This window comes from Owariibacterium komagatae (assembly GCF_045865535.1).
In the GTDB taxonomy this organism is placed as follows: domain Bacteria; phylum Bacillota; class Clostridia; order Oscillospirales; family Ruminococcaceae; genus Ruthenibacterium; species Ruthenibacterium komagatae.
The window spans coordinates 1,595,039-1,611,378 of the sequence record NZ_AP031406.1; the positions used below are offsets into that span (position 1 = coordinate 1,595,039).

Annotated in this window: 14 protein-coding genes; 1 reads left to right on the plus strand and 13 read right to left on the minus strand. The window is 50.2% G+C overall.

Annotated features, from left to right (window positions below):
* Nucleotides 1–189: 189 nt before the first annotated feature.
* The 13 genes from ACKTS9_RS07840 to ACKTS9_RS07900 all read right to left on the minus strand — a co-directional run bounded on the left by ACKTS9_RS07840 (nt 190) and on the right by ACKTS9_RS07900 (nt 14,757).
* Nucleotides 190–549, minus strand: coding sequence for a hypothetical protein (locus ACKTS9_RS07840; protein WP_407879997.1), 360 nt, complete (start codon nt 547–549; stop codon nt 190–192).
* A 15-nt stretch (nt 550–564) separates the two neighbouring features.
* Nucleotides 565–723, minus strand: a complete 159-nt coding sequence (locus tag ACKTS9_RS07845) for a hypothetical protein (RefSeq protein ID WP_349217067.1) — start codon at nt 721–723, stop codon at nt 565–567.
* Nucleotides 724–1,145: 422 nt separating this feature from the next.
* Entirely contained in the window at nt 1,146–1,526 is a 381-nt protein-coding gene (locus ACKTS9_RS07850) for a VOC family protein (RefSeq protein ID WP_349217066.1), read from the minus strand.
* Nucleotides 1,527–2,194: 668 nt separating this feature from the next.
* Complete coding sequence (locus ACKTS9_RS07855) at nt 2,195–3,868, minus strand: hydantoinase B/oxoprolinase family protein (protein WP_349217065.1); 1,674 nt, start codon at nt 3,866–3,868, stop codon at nt 2,195–2,197.
* 1 nt (nt 3,869) lies between these two features.
* Nucleotides 3,870–5,909 carry a hydantoinase/oxoprolinase family protein gene (locus tag ACKTS9_RS07860; RefSeq protein ID WP_349217064.1) on the minus strand — a complete coding sequence of 680 codons (2,040 nt, stop codon included), beginning with the start codon at nt 5,907–5,909 and terminating at the stop codon, nt 3,870–3,872.
* 152 nt (nt 5,910–6,061) lie between these two features.
* On the minus strand, nt 6,062–6,466 hold the full coding sequence (gene rbsD, locus ACKTS9_RS07865) for a D-ribose pyranase (protein WP_349217063.1): 405 nt from the start codon (nt 6,464–6,466) through the stop codon (nt 6,062–6,064).
* Nucleotides 6,467–6,481: 15 nt separating this feature from the next.
* Entirely contained in the window at nt 6,482–6,886 is a 405-nt protein-coding gene (rbsD, locus tag ACKTS9_RS07870; RefSeq protein WP_407880002.1) for a D-ribose pyranase, read from the minus strand.
* A 234-nt stretch (nt 6,887–7,120) separates the two neighbouring features.
* Entirely contained in the window at nt 7,121–8,641 is a 1,521-nt protein-coding gene (gene xylB / locus ACKTS9_RS07875; RefSeq protein ID WP_407880004.1) for a xylulokinase, read from the minus strand.
* Nucleotides 8,642–8,654: 13 nt separating this feature from the next.
* On the minus strand, nt 8,655–9,638 hold the full coding sequence (locus ACKTS9_RS07880; protein ID WP_349217057.1) for an aldo/keto reductase: 984 nt from the start codon (nt 9,636–9,638) through the stop codon (nt 8,655–8,657).
* A gap of 49 nt (nt 9,639–9,687) precedes the next feature.
* Nucleotides 9,688–10,599 (minus strand): substrate-binding domain-containing protein, encoded by a 912-nt coding sequence (locus ACKTS9_RS07885; protein WP_349217056.1) that lies wholly within the window; start codon nt 10,597–10,599, stop codon nt 9,688–9,690.
* 346 nt (nt 10,600–10,945) lie between these two features.
* On the minus strand, nt 10,946–11,890 hold the full coding sequence (locus ACKTS9_RS07890) for an arginase family protein (protein WP_407880006.1): 945 nt from the start codon (nt 11,888–11,890) through the stop codon (nt 10,946–10,948).
* Nucleotides 11,891–11,983: 93 nt separating this feature from the next.
* Complete coding sequence (locus ACKTS9_RS07895) at nt 11,984–13,393, minus strand: APC family permease (RefSeq protein WP_407880008.1); 1,410 nt, start codon at nt 13,391–13,393, stop codon at nt 11,984–11,986.
* Nucleotides 13,394–13,740: 347 nt separating this feature from the next.
* The gene (locus ACKTS9_RS07900; protein ID WP_349217053.1) at nt 13,741–14,757 is read right to left on the minus strand and encodes a LacI family DNA-binding transcriptional regulator; all 1,017 of its coding nucleotides are present in this window, start codon (nt 14,755–14,757) and stop codon (nt 13,741–13,743) included.
* Nucleotides 14,758–15,117: 360 nt separating this feature from the next.
* Between ACKTS9_RS07900 and ACKTS9_RS07905 the strand changes: the two genes are divergently transcribed.
* Entirely contained in the window at nt 15,118–16,005 is an 888-nt protein-coding gene (locus tag ACKTS9_RS07905; protein WP_407880011.1) for an IS30 family transposase, read from the plus strand.
* The last annotated feature ends 335 nt before the right edge of the window (nt 16,006–16,340 follow it).

The following is a 16,340-nucleotide window of genomic DNA, read 5'->3' on the forward strand; positions in this document are numbered from 1 at the left end:
AGGCTGGATTTGAACCAACGACCTTCGGGTTATGAGTGCGGCTTCGCATTTTTCACCTGTTTTTTCTGTGGTATACAGGATTTTTGCGCACTTCTGTTCCCGGAATTTTGCATCCATTCTTTTGCGTTGCATCAATCACCAGAAGAAAAGGGGTAACGTTGGGGTAAAGCCTGTTTTGTGCCCCACTCATCAAAATTCGCATTCCCGGTTTGCTTCAAGGCATTCGATCATTTCGGCATATTCCTCGGGCGTAAACGCAACTCCTTCGTCCAGTGTTTCAAGCAATGCCATCACACTTGCAATTGCGTTTTCCTCTTTTGAATCGTATTTGTATAATTCTGTGAACCATACAACATTCACCCATGCTACCAGCTCCGACAATGACACTGTTTTTGCAAAATACTGTTTCATGGCATACACTACATCGGCGGCAGATACTTTTTCGGATGTTACATCGGCAACGTTGTACAAATCCTCGCCCAACACGCTTTTCAGCTGCTGCAAAGAAATAGCAAAGCGTTTGTATTTTTTCAAAGTGGTTTTCATCATTGCTCTTCAGCCTCATTACATCTTTTCGGCTTTTATATGAACACCGGTTTCTACAGCTTTTTCAAAAAGGTCCGCCATAAGATCAAAAACCTGTGCCGTTTCCTCATAATCAAACGCCTTGTCTTTATAGAGCGTCAAATCATCAAGATATTCTTTCGGATCGAGTTCCGCCACAGTTCCATCGTCGGCAAAGATCCCTTCCTTTTGTTGATAATCTCTTGTAAATTCATTTCATCCCATGCCATCTAGTGCGGGCGCGCCATAAATATCTTCAAGGTATCCCTCTCCAATAAGGAAAACTTCCATATTTGCAAGTGACAGTACGATTTGGGTCTCACCTTCATAACCCTCTGGATCAACGCAGATCATCTTGCACTTTTCAAATATATATTTGGGGGAAGAAATGCTATTTCTTAATCACTTTAATCGCCTTGTTGACAATGTCAGCAACTTTTTTCGTTGAATGAGAAATACTTTCAAAATTGTTGAGATGAGTATGATAGGTGGACAGAACACGGCCGCTCTCGAAAATTCCTTTGCAGATCCAGAACGTTTTGTAGGCGCTGTCCACCACTGTAGATTCTAAACGGGTCTTGCTACTCGTGGATTTCAATGGGTAGTCCATCGGGATCGGTAAAAAATGTCATCTTTTTTCCCGTGAAGGTATCCAGTCGTACCGGCTCACATTCAATTTCACGCTGTTTAAGCTCTTTGACCATATTATCCACCGACTCCACTGTGAATGCCAGATGACGCAAGCCACATGCTTCCGGTCGGCTCACCCGTTCAGGGGGATTCTTCACCGCGAAAATCTCAAGCTCTGTTGTGGCATTAATCCTTAAATCTAGTTTCCAATCACCGCGTTCAGCACGGTAATTCTCCCTGATAATCGGGAAACCAAGTTTTGTTACATAAAACTTTTTTGCTGTGTGAATATCTGAAACAATAATCGCTATATGATGGATGATGTTAAACACAGTAAAACCTCTTTCGATTATATCTCCATAATGTGTTATAAAGTCGAATAAACTCGCAGCACACGCCGTCTATTCTCACTGCTTTCCAGAAGTCCAGAACGACTGTTCTATTCTACAATTTCTACCGCACAAGTTGAGATACCACAAGTTCGATCTATGCGGCATATTAAGCCATAACCGCTTTTCACTACCTTCTCACTGAAAAGTATTCGACACATTTTTAATACAGTGAATTTTTAGACGTGGGGCAATTTTGTTTAGCTACATGAGGCTATTATACTCCGGTGGTTATAATAGAACAAATCATGAGACAGGGTCCTTGGCTAAGCAGGGGCTTGAGCAAATCGTAGAAGGGCATTCGTACTGGTGTGCCTCTCCAGAGTCTTTGAAAAATCTGCACTGGACGTCATTCACCCCATCTCAAATAAACAGGCATCTAACACACCAAATCAGTCCTTTCGCATGAGAAAGTCACTCTTGTGATCTTTCTGATAGTCTCAATACTTAAAACAAGCGAAAACTTTTTGCTCTCCGTGGCTTTGCGAGAAATTCGTTTCGCCAAAACATACTAACTGTAAGCCGGTTGCTGGCATGCCAGCAACCGGCTTTTGTCGTCAAAATTATGGTTTCATTAGCTGCTTACAGAAAAATTGATGCTTCCTCGTTTCTTATGCTTTTCCTTGATAACCATACAATTCTTTTGCCTTTTCCAAAGAAACCTTTTTACGGCGGATATCACGCTCAATCTCTGCCACCGGGCGCTCCAACGGATTGCCGTAACCGGCGCCACCGCCCACTGCCACGAGCATTTTATCGCCGCGGTTGAGCACACGGCTGCCCTTGGACGGCAGATTTTCCTTGGTTCCGTCCGGATGATACAATTTAATATAGGCAGTGGAACCGTCCAGGCCGCCCGCCACGCCTTTGGCAGGATACTTAAAGCGGTCTGAATACACGGTCATATTGACATTGTCTTCCAGAATTTCGTATTCGCGATAGGCGCCCAGGCCTCCGCGATGCCGGCCCGCGCCGCCGCTGTCGCAGCGTAGCTCATACCGTGTCACCCGGAAGTATTTCTGCTCGATTTCCAGGCTTTCCACCGGGGAGTTGGTGCAGTTGCCCAGGGGGTCATCCAGTTGATCCGCGCCATCGTTGCGAATGCTGGCGCCATACCCGCCTCCCAACTGATCGCTGATGGCCACGAAGCCTTTCTTTTCGTCACCGGACCACTGAAGGTTGACTTCGGTTCGCTGGTCGTAACCCTGAGCCGGCACACGCTCGGGAAGGACTTTTTCAAACGCTTTCAACACCGCCTGGAACACGCGCATAATGATGACGTTTCGCCCTTCTACCGGCGCGAATTCCTTCGGGTTGAGCAAGCACCCCTTGGGCGCATAAATGTGCACCGGGCGATAAGAACCATCGTTGATGGGGAAAGACGGATCGGTCATGATCATCTTCAATACCGTGTAGGTGGCCGAGACCGTGGACGAAAACGGACAGTTGATGGCTGTGGTCACCTGCGGGCAGGTGCCGGTGAAGTCCACATAGACCTCGCTTCCCTCTACAGTGACTTTCACCTTGATCACCAGCGCCTCGTCGTGAACACCGTCATCGTCCGCCATGCATTCGCCGTAATACACACCGTCCGGAATCTCTTCCAACGCGGCACGCATGACCTTTTCCGCATAATCGAGAAACTCCTCGCAGATCTCCATAAACGTGTCGTACCCGTAACGATCTATGAGGGCATGCACTCTCCGGCGACCGGTTTCATTTGCCACAAGCTGTGCATTGATGTCGCCGATGGTATCTCTGGGAATTCGCAAATTGGAACGCAACACCTGCTCCAAAATTCCCCCGTTCCAGTCATGGCTGACCGAAAAGACCATTGGGCAAAAGCGGAATCGCTCTTCAAAAATGTCTTTCGCGTGGAGATTGAAGCCTGCCGAATGTCCCAAGTCCGCATGATGGCCGGTGGTGCCAGCAAAGGCGACCAATTTTCCATTGTGAACAATGGGAGAAAAGATGTAGATGTCCGACTGGTGCTGTCCACCGCTGTAGGGATCGTTGAGTATGATGGCATTGTCCTCTGTGAGGTTTGTCACATCCACTTTGCTCAGCGCCCCGGTGAGCGCACGGCTGACTGAGTTCATATGCAGCGGCTGGTCCTGCGGCTGCGCCAGGATACGCCCCTTTGCGTCCGCCAAGAAGGTGGAGCAGTCCGCAGCCTCACGAATCACCACGGAATAGGCGCTGCGCAGGAAATCCGCGCTCATCTCACGTGCGACCGACATCAAATTGTTGGTGAGAATATTGAACAACGCAACGTCCTTTGCCATGTTAGTTTTCCTCCTTTTCCAAAATGATGCTTCCATTGTGCTGCAATTTTGCAATCCAGCCCAAGGGTACCACACACGTGGAAGTTTCATCTTCGATTACAGCCGGTCCGCTGAGCACCGAATCCACCGGAAGTCCATTCCAAGTGTAAAAATGGCAATCACGCCACTGGCCGCCCATCAACACTTTCTGAACGCTGCTTCCCGACTGTCCAGGAATGGGTTCGTACTTCATCCCGCTGAGCAAATCGTTGTTTTGCGGAACGGTGCATTTCAAACGATAGTTGACGATTTCCACCAGATTCTGCGGCGAGTTGAATCCATACCGTTTGTGGTGTGTCTCGTGGAAAACCTGCGTGATCTCTTCGCTGTCGGTGGGAATATGATCGAAGTCCATCTGAAGCTCAAACGCCTGTCCCTGATAGCGCGCATCCACTGCGTACTGGAATTTCAGGCTCTCCTTGCGGAACCCGTAATTGCACATATCCTCTTCGGCTTTTTCACGCATCTTGCCAAACTGGGAGGCCAAATCCTCCGCGCTGGTTTCCACGCACAGAGACACTTTTGTCTGCACATAGTCGCGGATGATGTCCGCCACCAGCAGGCCGAACGAGGAGAGCAGTCCCGCGTAGCGCGGCACCAGCACCCGTTTCATGCCCAGCTCATCGGCGATGGTCGCCGCCATCAACGCACCGGCTCCGCCAAATGCCACCATGGTGTAATTGCGGGCGTCGTAACCGCGCTCGGTGGATGCCAGGCGCACCGCCTGCATGGTATTCGCCTCCATCACGCGGCAGATGGCCTCTGCCATCTCATCCGATGTGACGTTCATTTTCTGTGCGATTTCGCCGATGACCTTTTTGCTCAGTTCCGGATCCAACTTGTAGTTGCCGCCTGCAAAGTGGTCGGGGCGCAGCAGGCCGCGATAGGCCAACGCATCCGAAAGAGTCGGTTTTGTGCCGCCGCGGCAATAGCACGCGGGGCCGGGGTCCGCACCGGCGCTCTGCGGTCCCACCTGAAGCATTCCGCCGCTGTCAATCCAGGCAATGGAACCGCCACCGGCGCCCACTGTCACAATGTCGAGCATCGGAACTGCTATGGCGTTTCCATCAATTTTGTTGGTGGTGGACACCAGGGGATTGCCCTTGTTGATGAGGCAGACGTCGGCGCTTGTTCCGCCGATATCCAGCGTAATAATATCCTCAATTCCAACCTGTTTGGACATAAACACTGCGCCGGTGACGCCGGCAGCAGGGCCGGAAAGCAGTGTGCGCGCCACTTCTTTTCGGAGAGCATCCATGGGGATCACTCCGCCATTGGACTGCGTAATGAAGATCTCTCCCTTGAAATCGCGCTCCTGCAACTGCCGGTACAGGCTTTCGATGTAACGAACCATGACGGGCGCGATGTAAGCCGTGATGGCCACGGTGCTTGTGCGCTCATATTCGCGGAACTGGGGCAGAATTTCATAAGAGGCCGTCACGATGCCGTCCGGAATCTCCTCTTCCAGAATTTTCTTTGCCAACATTTCGTGCTGTGCGTTCGCATAGCTGTGCAAAAAGCAAATGCCGATCGACTTTACGCCCTGCTCCCTCAATTGGCCGGCGATGGTCCGCAGCTCTGCTTCTTCCAGGGGGATCAGCACTTGTCCATCCGCGTTCATTCTTTCGTGTACGGCGTACACCAGGTTTCTCGGCACCACCGGTTCGGGCCGCTGGTAAAACAGATCGTAGATATTGGTTTTATCGCCCCGGAGAATCTCAAGCGTATCCGAGAAACCTTCGGTCACCAGCAGAGCCGTGGGCACGCCTTTGCGCTCCAGTACCGCGTTCGTCGCCACGGTAGAACCGTGCAGCATCTCTGACATATTGGACCAATCTTTTAAAAGTTTGTCCGCCCCTTCAATCACCGCTTCTTCCGGTCGTGAAGGCGTGGAGGCCACCTTCAATGTCTTCAGTTGCGTTTTTCCGTTTTCTTCCTGAAACAAAATAATATCAGTAAATGTTCCGCCGATCTCTGCGGCAAATTTGTTTTTTACACTCATTTTTTGCGCTCCTCCTGTAAAATCATCATACATGCGCTCTTCCCATTGGGAATTTTGCGAATGTGCGGCAGCCCGCAATGACACTGCTCATACATTTCCCTTCCCGTTCTCACATGCCTGCGCGCCCAAGAGGCGCGCAGGCTCTCTTTTCTTTAGTACGGACAGCCACAAACCAGCAATACAGAAGAATAATGATATCTGTTTTCACCCGTGCGGATCGCCGCTTTGCACTCCGCGGTCATTTCCAGCATTTTGGCGTGGGGAATGCATTCAATGGGAATCTGGCGCGCCGCGAACAGTTTTTCGTACTCCGCAAACAGATCCGGTGAATACTGTTTCATCTCATTGGCCATGTATACTTTCTCGATGATGCATTCTTCCAAAATTCCTTCCACCACGGGCACCAGAGGAGGAATTCCCAGCGTAAACGCCAGGTCAATGCGCTCGGCGTTCTGGGGCAGTGGCATTGCGGCATCGGACACAAGCATGGTGTCCAAATGCGTCATTTTGGACAGCGCACAGTTGACCTGCGGATTCAAAATACCATTTTTCAGCATAATAAAACTCCTTTCTCAATACGGACAACCGCTTACAAGGATGACCGAAGAATAATGATAATGGAATTCACCCGTCCGGATTGCCACCGACACTTTATCGGCCAGTTTGCAGAATTCGGTGTGGGGGATGCACTCCACAGGAATGTCTTCCTTAGCAAAGATTTCGCTGTAAATGGCAAACAGCTCGGGAGAATACTCCTTCATCTCATTTGCCATATAGGCTTTCTCCACGATGCATTCCTTCAAGATCCCTTTCACCACAGAGGTGATCTCGGGAATTCCCGGCGTATAGGCGAGATCCACCCGGTTCAAATAAGCCGGTAATTCCATGGCCGCATCGCTGATCATCACGCTGTCCTGGTGAGCCAGGCAGGAAAGATGATAATTGATTTGTGGATTGATGATGCCCGTTTTAAACATTTTCATTACTCCTCTCGTTTTTTATCTCCGACCCGGATAATTCATTTTCGCACGGCCGATGCGTCCTTCAGCCGACCGGCGCGCGCAATCGCCTCGTGTGCAACCCGAAGAGCTTTTCGCGCACATCTCCGTTTGGATTTTTCCGTGCACCCGCAAGCGGCCCGGCAGTGCATCTGCCGATTTTCCCTCTCCGTTGCGGGGCAGCGCTCTCGAAAAATACCCGCGAACCCCTTTTTATTGCAAAGACGCCAACTGACGGTAAACCGATTGCAATGCAAAATAGGCCTCGTCGAAAATCGGTTTCAGTTTCTCGTATTGTCTTTGAGCCTCGGGCTGGGGCGACAGCACCTCCTGCGCCTGCACAAAATGTTCAACACTCTCAAAATTTTTCAGCGCACCAATACCGACGCCGGCCGTCACTGCCGCGCCAATGGAAGTTGCTTCCTCCAGATAATTCATCCGCATCGTGTTGCATCCCAGAACGTCCGTGAGAATTTGCGCCACGATTTTCCCCTTTGCAAGGCCGCCAATCAGATGGATGTTTTCAATGTCGGCGTGCTGGCGGAACACCTTGAAGATAATTTCCAGATTCATGGCAATGCCCTCCACGGTCGCCCGCAGCAGGTCTTTGCGCTGATGTTCCATTTTCAAGCCGATGAAGGCGGCGCGTGCTTCCGGAGACCAGCGTGGACTGCGCTCGCCCAGCAGATAGGGCAGATACAAAAGCCCACCGGCACCGCACGACGACATCTCGATTTCACGATCCATGGCCTCGTAGACATCTCCGCCCGTCTGACAGACTGCCTCGATCAAATCTTTGCAAAGGTTGTTTTTCATGAAAGAAAGCGAATTGCCCGCCGCCTGCATGGTGCCGGTCGGGGCAAAATAGCCCGGTACAATGTGCGCCCAGTTAAAGGTGCGCATCTGCGGATCGTACACCGGCTGGTGGGAAGAATAGGCAATCCAGGAGGAAGATCCCAGATAAGCATACGCGCTGTTTTCTTTGACGGAGCCCGCGCCCACTGCGGCGCAAACTCCGTCACCACCACCAAGGATGACCGGCGTACCGGCCAACAGCCCGCATTGGGCGGCGGCGCGTTCCGTCACTCTGCCCGCAATGTGCGTAGACGGAAAGACTTCGGGGAAAAATTTTTCATCTACACCGGCAAGACGAAGAATGTCCGTCGACCAGCACATTCTGTTCAGATCAAAGGCATTGGTGCCGGACGCATCCGAATAATCCGTGGCAAGTTCGCCTGTGAGCTGATAGACGACATAGTCTTTTGGATTGAGGCATTTTCCCAACTTGGAAAAGACATCGGGCTCGTGATCTTTCACCCACATCAATTTTTCTAGGCTGTAAGAAGCGCTGATGCGATGCCCTGTAATCCGGTAAAACTCCTGTTGGGAAATGTCTTTTTCCAGATTTTGCGCCTGCTGTACCGCTCTCTGATCCGCCCAGATGATGCCGTCTCTCAGCAGCTCTCCGTGTTTGCCCAGGCAAACGCATCCCATCATCTGGCCGCTGAAGGCAACCGCGGCGATGTCGCCCGCAGGAACCTGCTCCAAAAGGCGACGACTGGTTTCGCATACGGCCTTCCACCAATTCCGGGGATCCTGTTCTGCCCAAGTGCTGTTGAAATAGCGCGTAGGATAGGGATACACCGTATGCGCAACCAATGTACCATCTACCGAAAACAGTGTTGCTTTGTTTCCAGTGGTTCCCAAATCGTGCGCCATCAAATATACCGCCATAGACATCTTTCCTTTATATATTTTCAAAGGGTGCGATGATTGTCTCGATCTCCGCGAACATTTCCTCCGTCAAGTCCCAGGTCAGACAATGGAGATTTTCCGTCAGCTCTTCTGGCGTACCAGCTCCGGCAATGATGGAAGTAACCTCTGGTTTCTGACGCAGCCAGTTCAGGGAGATTTCGTTCAGCGGATGGCCGATCTTTTTGGCCAAATCATTCAGGCTGCATGCCGCTTTGTAATAACGTTCAAACAGCGGCGGCGAAAATTTCGGATTTTGATTGCGAATGTCCCTGTCCGAAAAATTCAAATCCTTTTTGAATTTGCCGCTCAAAAGGCCCTGGAACATGGGGCTGTAAGGCATGAACGCCTGGCCGTGGGCTTTCACATGCGGCAGCACTTCCTTTTCCGTCTTATATTCCAACGGAATATGGTGGTAGCTGTCCGTATTGCGCTCCAGCATATTGTAGAGCGACTGCTGAGAATGAATCTCCATCAGCGATTCAAAATGCTCGGCGTCCTTCTGTGAAAAGTTGGTCAGGCCCACATAGCGGATCTTTCCGGCTGCCTGCAGTTGTTTCAGCACCTCGACCGTTTCCTCGATCGGCGTATTGTGGTCGGGCCAGTGGAGCTGATAGATGTCCACGTGGTCCGTCTGCAGGCGCGTCAGGCTCTGGTCAATCTCCCACAGGATACTCTCTTTGCTCAAATCGTTGCGCGTCACGCGGTCTTCTCCCCAGCGCAGTCCGCACTTGCTGGCAATCAGCACCTTGTTGCGCAAACCATGTTTTTTCAAAATCGAACCCAGCACGGTCTCTGAATGAGAAAATCCGTACACAGGCGCAATGTCGAAAAAGTTAATGCCATGGTCGATGGCGCTCAGCACAATTTTTTCAGTATTGCTGTCGTCGGAGCAATCCCAGTCGCCACCAAAATTCCAACAGCCAATTCCTATTGCGGAAATTGGTTCCTTGATTTTTTCTACCTGCTTGTAAATCATATGTACCGCCTCTCCTCTCTGCAACATCCGTCAAATTTTGAAAAAGCCATCACTCGTTGGGGTAGAGGAGCTTATGTACGGTCGGATCGTCGATGTTGTCCTTTGTGACGATGGTGGCACCCGTGTCGACATCCTTGGGCACCGTGCCGCCTTCCAGCACCTGTGTCAGGAACATCGCGCTCTTGTAGCCGATTCCCATGGGATCCTGAACAACCATGCCCGTGAGCACGCCGTCTTTGACCGCACGAATTTCCTCTTCGTTCGCATCAAAGGCATATGCCATCACACGGCCGGCGGCGCCCGCATTGGCAATTCCCCTGGAGATTCCCACGCCCGTCATATCGTTGTCCGCAAAGATTCCGATCAGATCCGGGTTCTCCTCGATCAGCGTCTTGGTGACCTTGGCCGTCAATACGGGATCATTTTCCACATACTGCACATCCAGCATCGTCATCGAGGGAACCAGCGCCTTCATGCGCTCCATGAAGCCGCGGTCACGGTCCTGGTCCACCTTCGACTCGCGGGAAGAATTGATGACCACGAATTTCTTTCCCTCGGGAGAAATTCCAGCCTTCTTCCAATCGCCGAGCATGGCGTCCGCAGCGGAGGCGGCAGCATTGACGCTGTCCGTGGCAAGGAAAGAAACAAAGTTGTCCGAACGGATTCGGTTGTCCATTGTGACAACTGGGATTCCCTTTTTCATGGCCGCGTCGATGGCGGGAATGGTCAGGTCATTGCTGGTGGAAGCAATCGCGATGCCGTCCGGTTCGCTCTCCACCACGCGCTCCAGAATTTCCACCTGAAGAGCAATGTCGCTCTCCTCGGGCGGGCCGTAGGTCGTCACTTTCAGAAGTTCCGGGTGCTCTTTGGCCGCTTTTTTGGCGCCGTTCAACATTGTCTGCCAAAAGTCGGAGTTCAAAGCTTTTACGATAACAGCAACTTCATATGGTTTTTTTCCCATGTTCAATCCTCTTTTCCTTGAATTATTTTGATCCATTTATAGAACCGGTACCATGCAAAAAAACCGCCTTTACGCGCTTACCAATGCGGAGGAAGCAAACAAATGACCCAAATTTCTTTACGTTTCGCGTTGGTTTTCTTTCATATAGGCAATGTTTTTGCTCTATGTCCATTTTTCTCTGCATTTTTGCGGAACCGTTTTAGTGAACCGGTTCCACACGGCCTATTATACGAAGCTTTTCGGCCGGTGTAAATTGTTTTTCTAACCTAAAATGCGAACAAGTTTTTGTATACTTTGTATGCCATAGGGACTTTCGCAGAGGCACAGCGCAGAAACGCAAGAAAAATCAGCCCAGGCTCGGGCATTTTTTCCAATTTCCAAGGCCAGCCGCAATCAGCTTCAGGCCGCTCAATGTGCTCACTTCGCGCCCTTCTTTTTCCTCGCCAGTGTTGAAATAGATGGAGTTCAGATTGTACACCGCCACTTTGCCGGTGTCCATCACTGTTTTGATGTTTCTCAGCACGGTATTGATATCGGGACCGCCCATTTCAATGGTAAAATGATCTGGAACATACCGTCCATCCAGAATGTCCGCGTCCACATGCAGATAAAGCACATCCACACGCTTTGCCAGCTCTTCCACCGCGGCCTTCCATTGATCTGCATCGCAAAAGGCCTGGGTATCCAGCACTTTTACACCCAAGCGGCTCAGATTGGCGAGTTCTCCCTGGTCGACATCCCGTGCGTCGCTGAGCAGCACATCCGTGTCGCGATAGGGGACCTCAATTCCCACAAACCGGCGCCAATCTTCAAAGCACAGCCCCAACACAGTGGCCAAAGGCATGCCGCCCAACATTCCGGAATTGGTGCTCTCGGGCGTATTGATGTCACCATGTGCGTCCAGGTATATAATACCCACTTTTGTCTCAGGTCCAAAGGCTCTCTGAATTCCTCCGGCCACCGGCACGCCGTACATGCAATAGCCGCCGGTCAGGAGAACGCTTTTCCCCTCCAGCAACCCCGTGCACACCGCGTCGGAAACGCTTCTCGACAGTGTTTCATACACGCGCTCGCCGTCTTTCGGCGCATATTGAATTTCATTAATTGTGACAGGAACATCCGCCGTATGATAAATTCCACACAAATGGTAGTCGTGCAGTTCCCGCGGCTCCGTCCAATATTGCAGGTCGGATTGAATTCCCGCCTCTTTGTTGTTGACGTCCAATCCCCAGCCAATATCTCCATAGGGGATTTCAATCACTTTGAGTGCTTCTACAATTTTCGTGTTCATTTCAAGGCTCCTTTCCGCACAAGGTTTTGGGAATGCAATGGATTAACTTGTGCACGGCGGCATGCGCCGCGCACAAGTCAAAGGTTAAAAAGATCAGTGCACGTCTTCGTCTGCTGCAGCTTCTCCCGATTTCACAATCGACTGGGGATATTTATAACGCATGTACGCGTATACCGGCAATCCAAGCAGCAGGAACAGGAAGCCCCACATGACGGATTCATAGCCCGTTCCATAAATGGCATACAGAAGGTATACGAACGCAAGCAGCGGAAGCGCACATTTTTTGATGTAACGCCAAGGAGTGACCTTGCCGCCCATATCCCGCAGTAACATGATATCCGAAAGCACCGTAGCAATGAAGCAAATGATGGTCGACATGGTCGAGACCAGGATGATGAACAGATAGGCGCCTGCCAGGCCTTTCGTATAGTTGGCAATGATCAGCAGGCTGCCGAAGATTCCTTCAATGATGAGCGCAGTGATGGGGGTGTTGTATTTGGGATGCAGTTTTGCAAAGATCGGCGGGAAAATCTTCTGTTCGCCCATACCGTAAGAGAACTGCGCCGCAGCAAGCAGGGTGCCGCTTGCGCAACCGTAAATGGAGAACATAATGAAGATCGACATGACATAGCTCCACACATTGCTTCCCGTGCAATACTGAAGAATTTCGGAGAAGGGAGCACTTGTGCCAGCCAGCATTTCCTGATCCATGACCCCATACGCTATAAAGATGACCAGCACATAGACAATCGTAACAAACAGGATGGACAAAATGGTACCACGTTTGATGTTTTTCTCCGGATCTTTGACAACACCTGCAGATTGTGCGATGGTGTCAAAGCCCATGAAACACCACATGGTGACGGCAAGTCCAGCGGGAATGGTGGCAAACTGACTTGCGCCGTCTTGCACCATAGCAGGATTCACGGTGGTCAAATTGGCAAAATCGAATTTGGTCGCCGCAATCAGCACGAACAGAATGATGGGGATGACCTTTACCACGGTGGTAATGATATTGAACGCACTGGCGCTCTTGACACCACGAATGTTGATGAGAACGATGAACCAATAAAGGATCAGGCACACAATCAGCGCCGCCACATTATTGACCAGCAGAACCGGGAAAAATACGCCCAGGTAAGCCACCATGCCGACTACCAGACCCGCGATGGAGCTGGGGCCCGCAAACCAGTTGTACCAACCTACCAAGAACGCCGCAAAACTCCCTTCGGCCTTTTTCACGTACACAATGGTGCCGCCGCTCAACGGCATTTTTTGCGAAAGATTCGCAAAACTAAACGCGACGATGATACAGCCAAATGCAGACACTACAAATGCAATCAGAGACGCCAAAGGCGTGCTTGCCGCAGCAAGGTTCTGCGGAATAAAGAACAGACCAGAACCAATGGTATTTCCAACTCCCATTGCAATGACGCCCAACAAACCCATTTGACGCTGTAAAGACTGTTTCTTTTCGGCAGGAGAAATTACATGATTATCCAACTCTTAACGCCTCTCTTTCCTTTCTGTGTGAACACCGTTTTGATGCAAATCTTCAAACGCTTCGGCTTCCACCTCCATCCTTGGGTCCATTTATGCAAAGAAAAATGATCATACTGTTATGAAAAGCAACGCTGTTTTACCAAAAAGAGGAACCGGTTCCTTTTTTTGGTAAAATTATGAGCGCAAAATATTCTTTTGCACTTTCAAATATGCAGTTCCCATACATTAAATATAAATATGATGCAAACAAATATAAAAAGCGGCTCAGTTATTGGAACCGGTTCCTCTTTTTGAGGAAAGAAATGCCCCGTTTTGCCTCAGGGGCATCGGCTTTGTATTGAAAACGCTCACTCGCTCCAACGTTCTGAACCGCGCAGCATCAAGCTTGCGGAAATGATATGTTCTCTGCGGGGCAAGTCGGGTTGAGCGATCCGGTCCATGAGCATATGCATTGCCATTCGTCCCATATTGATTGTGTCACGCTCTACATAGCTGAATCCAATGTTCAAAATGTCAAAAGCATCTACATAATCAAATCCAATACAACATATATCCTTTCCGAGTCTCATTTTAACCTCGAAAATCGCCTTTATGAACCCCAGCGAAGTGAGGTTGTTGCTCAAAAAAACTGCCTGTGGCATGTTGCCGGAAGCGATCATCTGTCGCGTAAGTTCGTAGGCCTTTTGGGTTGTAAAATCGCCTTCATAGATGTACGCCGGATCCACAGAAAGCCCGGAATCATAAATGGCCTGCTTAAATCCTCGAAAGCGCTCCCGGCCATGGAACTGGCTCAAATCGCCCGTGATGATGCCGATTTTTTTATGACCGGCCTGGATCAGCGCTTCCGTAGCCTGATAGGCGCCTCCAAAATTGTCATAATAAATTCCATCCCATTGGGGATTTTGCACTTTGCGGTCCAACAACAGAATCGGAACGTTCAATCGGTCCAAGGCGGTTTTCAACCTGCGGGCCTCTTTGGGTGAACCATAATCCGCTGTAGGCGTGAGAATCAAGCCACGGACCCGCTGTTCCTGTAACATCCGCAAAGCCTTTTGTTCCTTGCTCTGGTTGTTTTCGGTGTTGCAAAAAATCATTGTCAAGTTATTTTTATCCACCACTTCACTGATTCCGCGCAACACCTCTCCGAAAAAAGTATTATCCGCTTCCGGAATCACCACACCGATGGTCCTGGACTCCTGCTTTGACAAACTTCTCGCCATCGCCGAGGGTAGATAATTGGTTTCTGCAATTACTTGTTCAATTTTTTTTCGTGTCTCTATTCCTACGTAACCGGAATTGTTTAGAACGCGGGACACCGTGGATTTTGCCACACCCGCCCGATCCGCAATATCTTTGATTGTCAAAATCTTCTCACGCTCACTTCAAATATGGAGACGGTTCCTTGTTGTCAGTATAATCTATTTTTTAATCTGTTGTCAATAAATTTTAGTGCATAATTTACACTTTTCGCTATTATACAATTTATAAATCCGGTTTTTGCACAATATTACAAGATTATACATCCCGTTCCTCTAGGATGTCTCAAGAACTAGTCGACATCTGAAAAGAAACTTAGGTCCTGATAGGATCAGTATCCGCGTTTAAAATAGCGCGTTCCAGTTTCAAAATCAATTGTGCCACAGCCTTCCAAAACGTAAAGGAGTTCATACAAAACCCTGGCAGAATAGAGTTATCATATGACTAAACCACAGGGAGGGAACTGCATGAACTACCATTATTTTATCATAGAAGAACGCAGTTGTATACGAAAATATTATGTGGACAGGCTGAGTTATCAGGAAATTGCCCGGCTGATCGGGAGAAACGTGAGTACAGTATCGCGAGAGATACGGAGGAATTGCACCCACATGTATGACATCCCGACCTACTACCCGCACACGGCGCAGAAGAAGTACCTGCTGCGTCGTTCCTACTGTCACCGAGGGATGTTCCATTCCCAGGAGATTATCGACTACATAGAGGAAAAGCTGCGGGCGACCTGGTCGCCGGAGCAGATCGCCTGTACCCCTTGTGAGCTGAAGATGCCCAGCTGGCGGACGATCTACCGGTGGATCTACGAGAAATACCTGGTAAACGGCAATCTGAAGGTGCTTCGCCGCAAGGGAAAGAGCCATGGAGTGAAAGAAACACGGGGAAAGTACAGCAAAGGAAAGTCCATCCGCAAGCGGGACAAGTCGGTGTACATCCGCCAGGAAGCTGGACACTGGGAAGCGGATACAGTGGTGAGCGGCCAAGGCAAGAGCAAGGCCTGCTTTGCCACCCTGGCGGAACGAAAGACCCGGTTTTACATTGCCGTGAAGATGCCGGACCGACGGGCACAGACCATGGAGAACGCCATTGTCGCTGCACTGTCCGTGTTTCCTCCTCAGCTGGTCAAGACCATTACCTGTAACCGAGGCACAGAGTTTGCCAACTGGCGCCTTATTGAAGAGCGATTGCATTGTGCTGTCTATTTTGCCGACCCGTATTGCGCCTGGCAGAAAGGCACCAATGAGAATCTGAACGGACTGCTTCGGGAGTTTTATCCCAAGGGCAGAAATCTTTCCCGCGTTGTCCCCGCCACATTAAAAACGAAACCTGGCGTTGATTAACGCCAGGCCTCGCAAGATTCTTAACTTCCATTCTGCCCAGGAATTATGGGACTTCGAGCTCAATTCCCACTGCACTTAGTTTGACAATTCACTCAAACAATCAGCAAAGGAAGAAGGCTAAACGCTACCACTCCGGTTTTCCCCAAAGAGACCACAGGGTCTTATACGGGCACGCGGCGATTGTTCTCCTGCCACGTGGAAACGCCTCATCAGATCGCTTGCGCCGCGGGTGGCCCTGACGAGGTCGGTTTTCTCCGTGCTCATGTGATCGGTATGACGCATATATTGTCCCGGCCGACCTCGCAGACATAAGCGAATGCATTCTTCCGAGGCGT

Excerpts from the sequence above, each read along its gene's own strand:
- ACKTS9_RS07860 (WP_349217064.1), bottom strand. The coding sequence starts at position 5,909 with ATGAGTGTAAAAAACAAATTTGCCGCAGAGATCGGCGGAACATTTACT.
- ACKTS9_RS07855 (WP_349217065.1), bottom strand. The coding sequence starts at position 3,868 with ATGGCAAAGGACGTTGCGTTGTTCAATATTCTCACCAACAATTTGATG.
- ACKTS9_RS07840 (WP_407879997.1), bottom strand. The coding sequence starts at position 549 with ATGATGAAAACCACTTTGAAAAAATACAAACGCTTTGCTATTTCTTTG.
- ACKTS9_RS07880 (WP_349217057.1), bottom strand. The coding sequence starts at position 9,638 with ATGATTTACAAGCAGGTAGAAAAAATCAAGGAACCAATTTCCGCAATA.
- ACKTS9_RS07885 (WP_349217056.1), bottom strand. The coding sequence starts at position 10,599 with ATGGGAAAAAAACCATATGAAGTTGCTGTTATCGTAAAAGCTTTGAAC.
- xylB (WP_407880004.1), bottom strand. The coding sequence starts at position 8,641 with ATGGCGGTATATTTGATGGCGCACGATTTGGGAACCACTGGAAACAAA.
- ACKTS9_RS07890 (WP_407880006.1), bottom strand. The coding sequence starts at position 11,890 with ATGAACACGAAAATTGTAGAAGCACTCAAAGTGATTGAAATCCCCTAT.
- rbsD (WP_407880002.1), bottom strand. The coding sequence starts at position 6,886 with ATGTTTAAAACGGGCATCATCAATCCACAAATCAATTATCATCTTTCC.
- ACKTS9_RS07905 (WP_407880011.1), top strand. The coding sequence starts at position 15,118 with ATGAACTACCATTATTTTATCATAGAAGAACGCAGTTGTATACGAAAA.
- rbsD (WP_349217063.1), bottom strand. The coding sequence starts at position 6,466 with ATGCTGAAAAATGGTATTTTGAATCCGCAGGTCAACTGTGCGCTGTCC.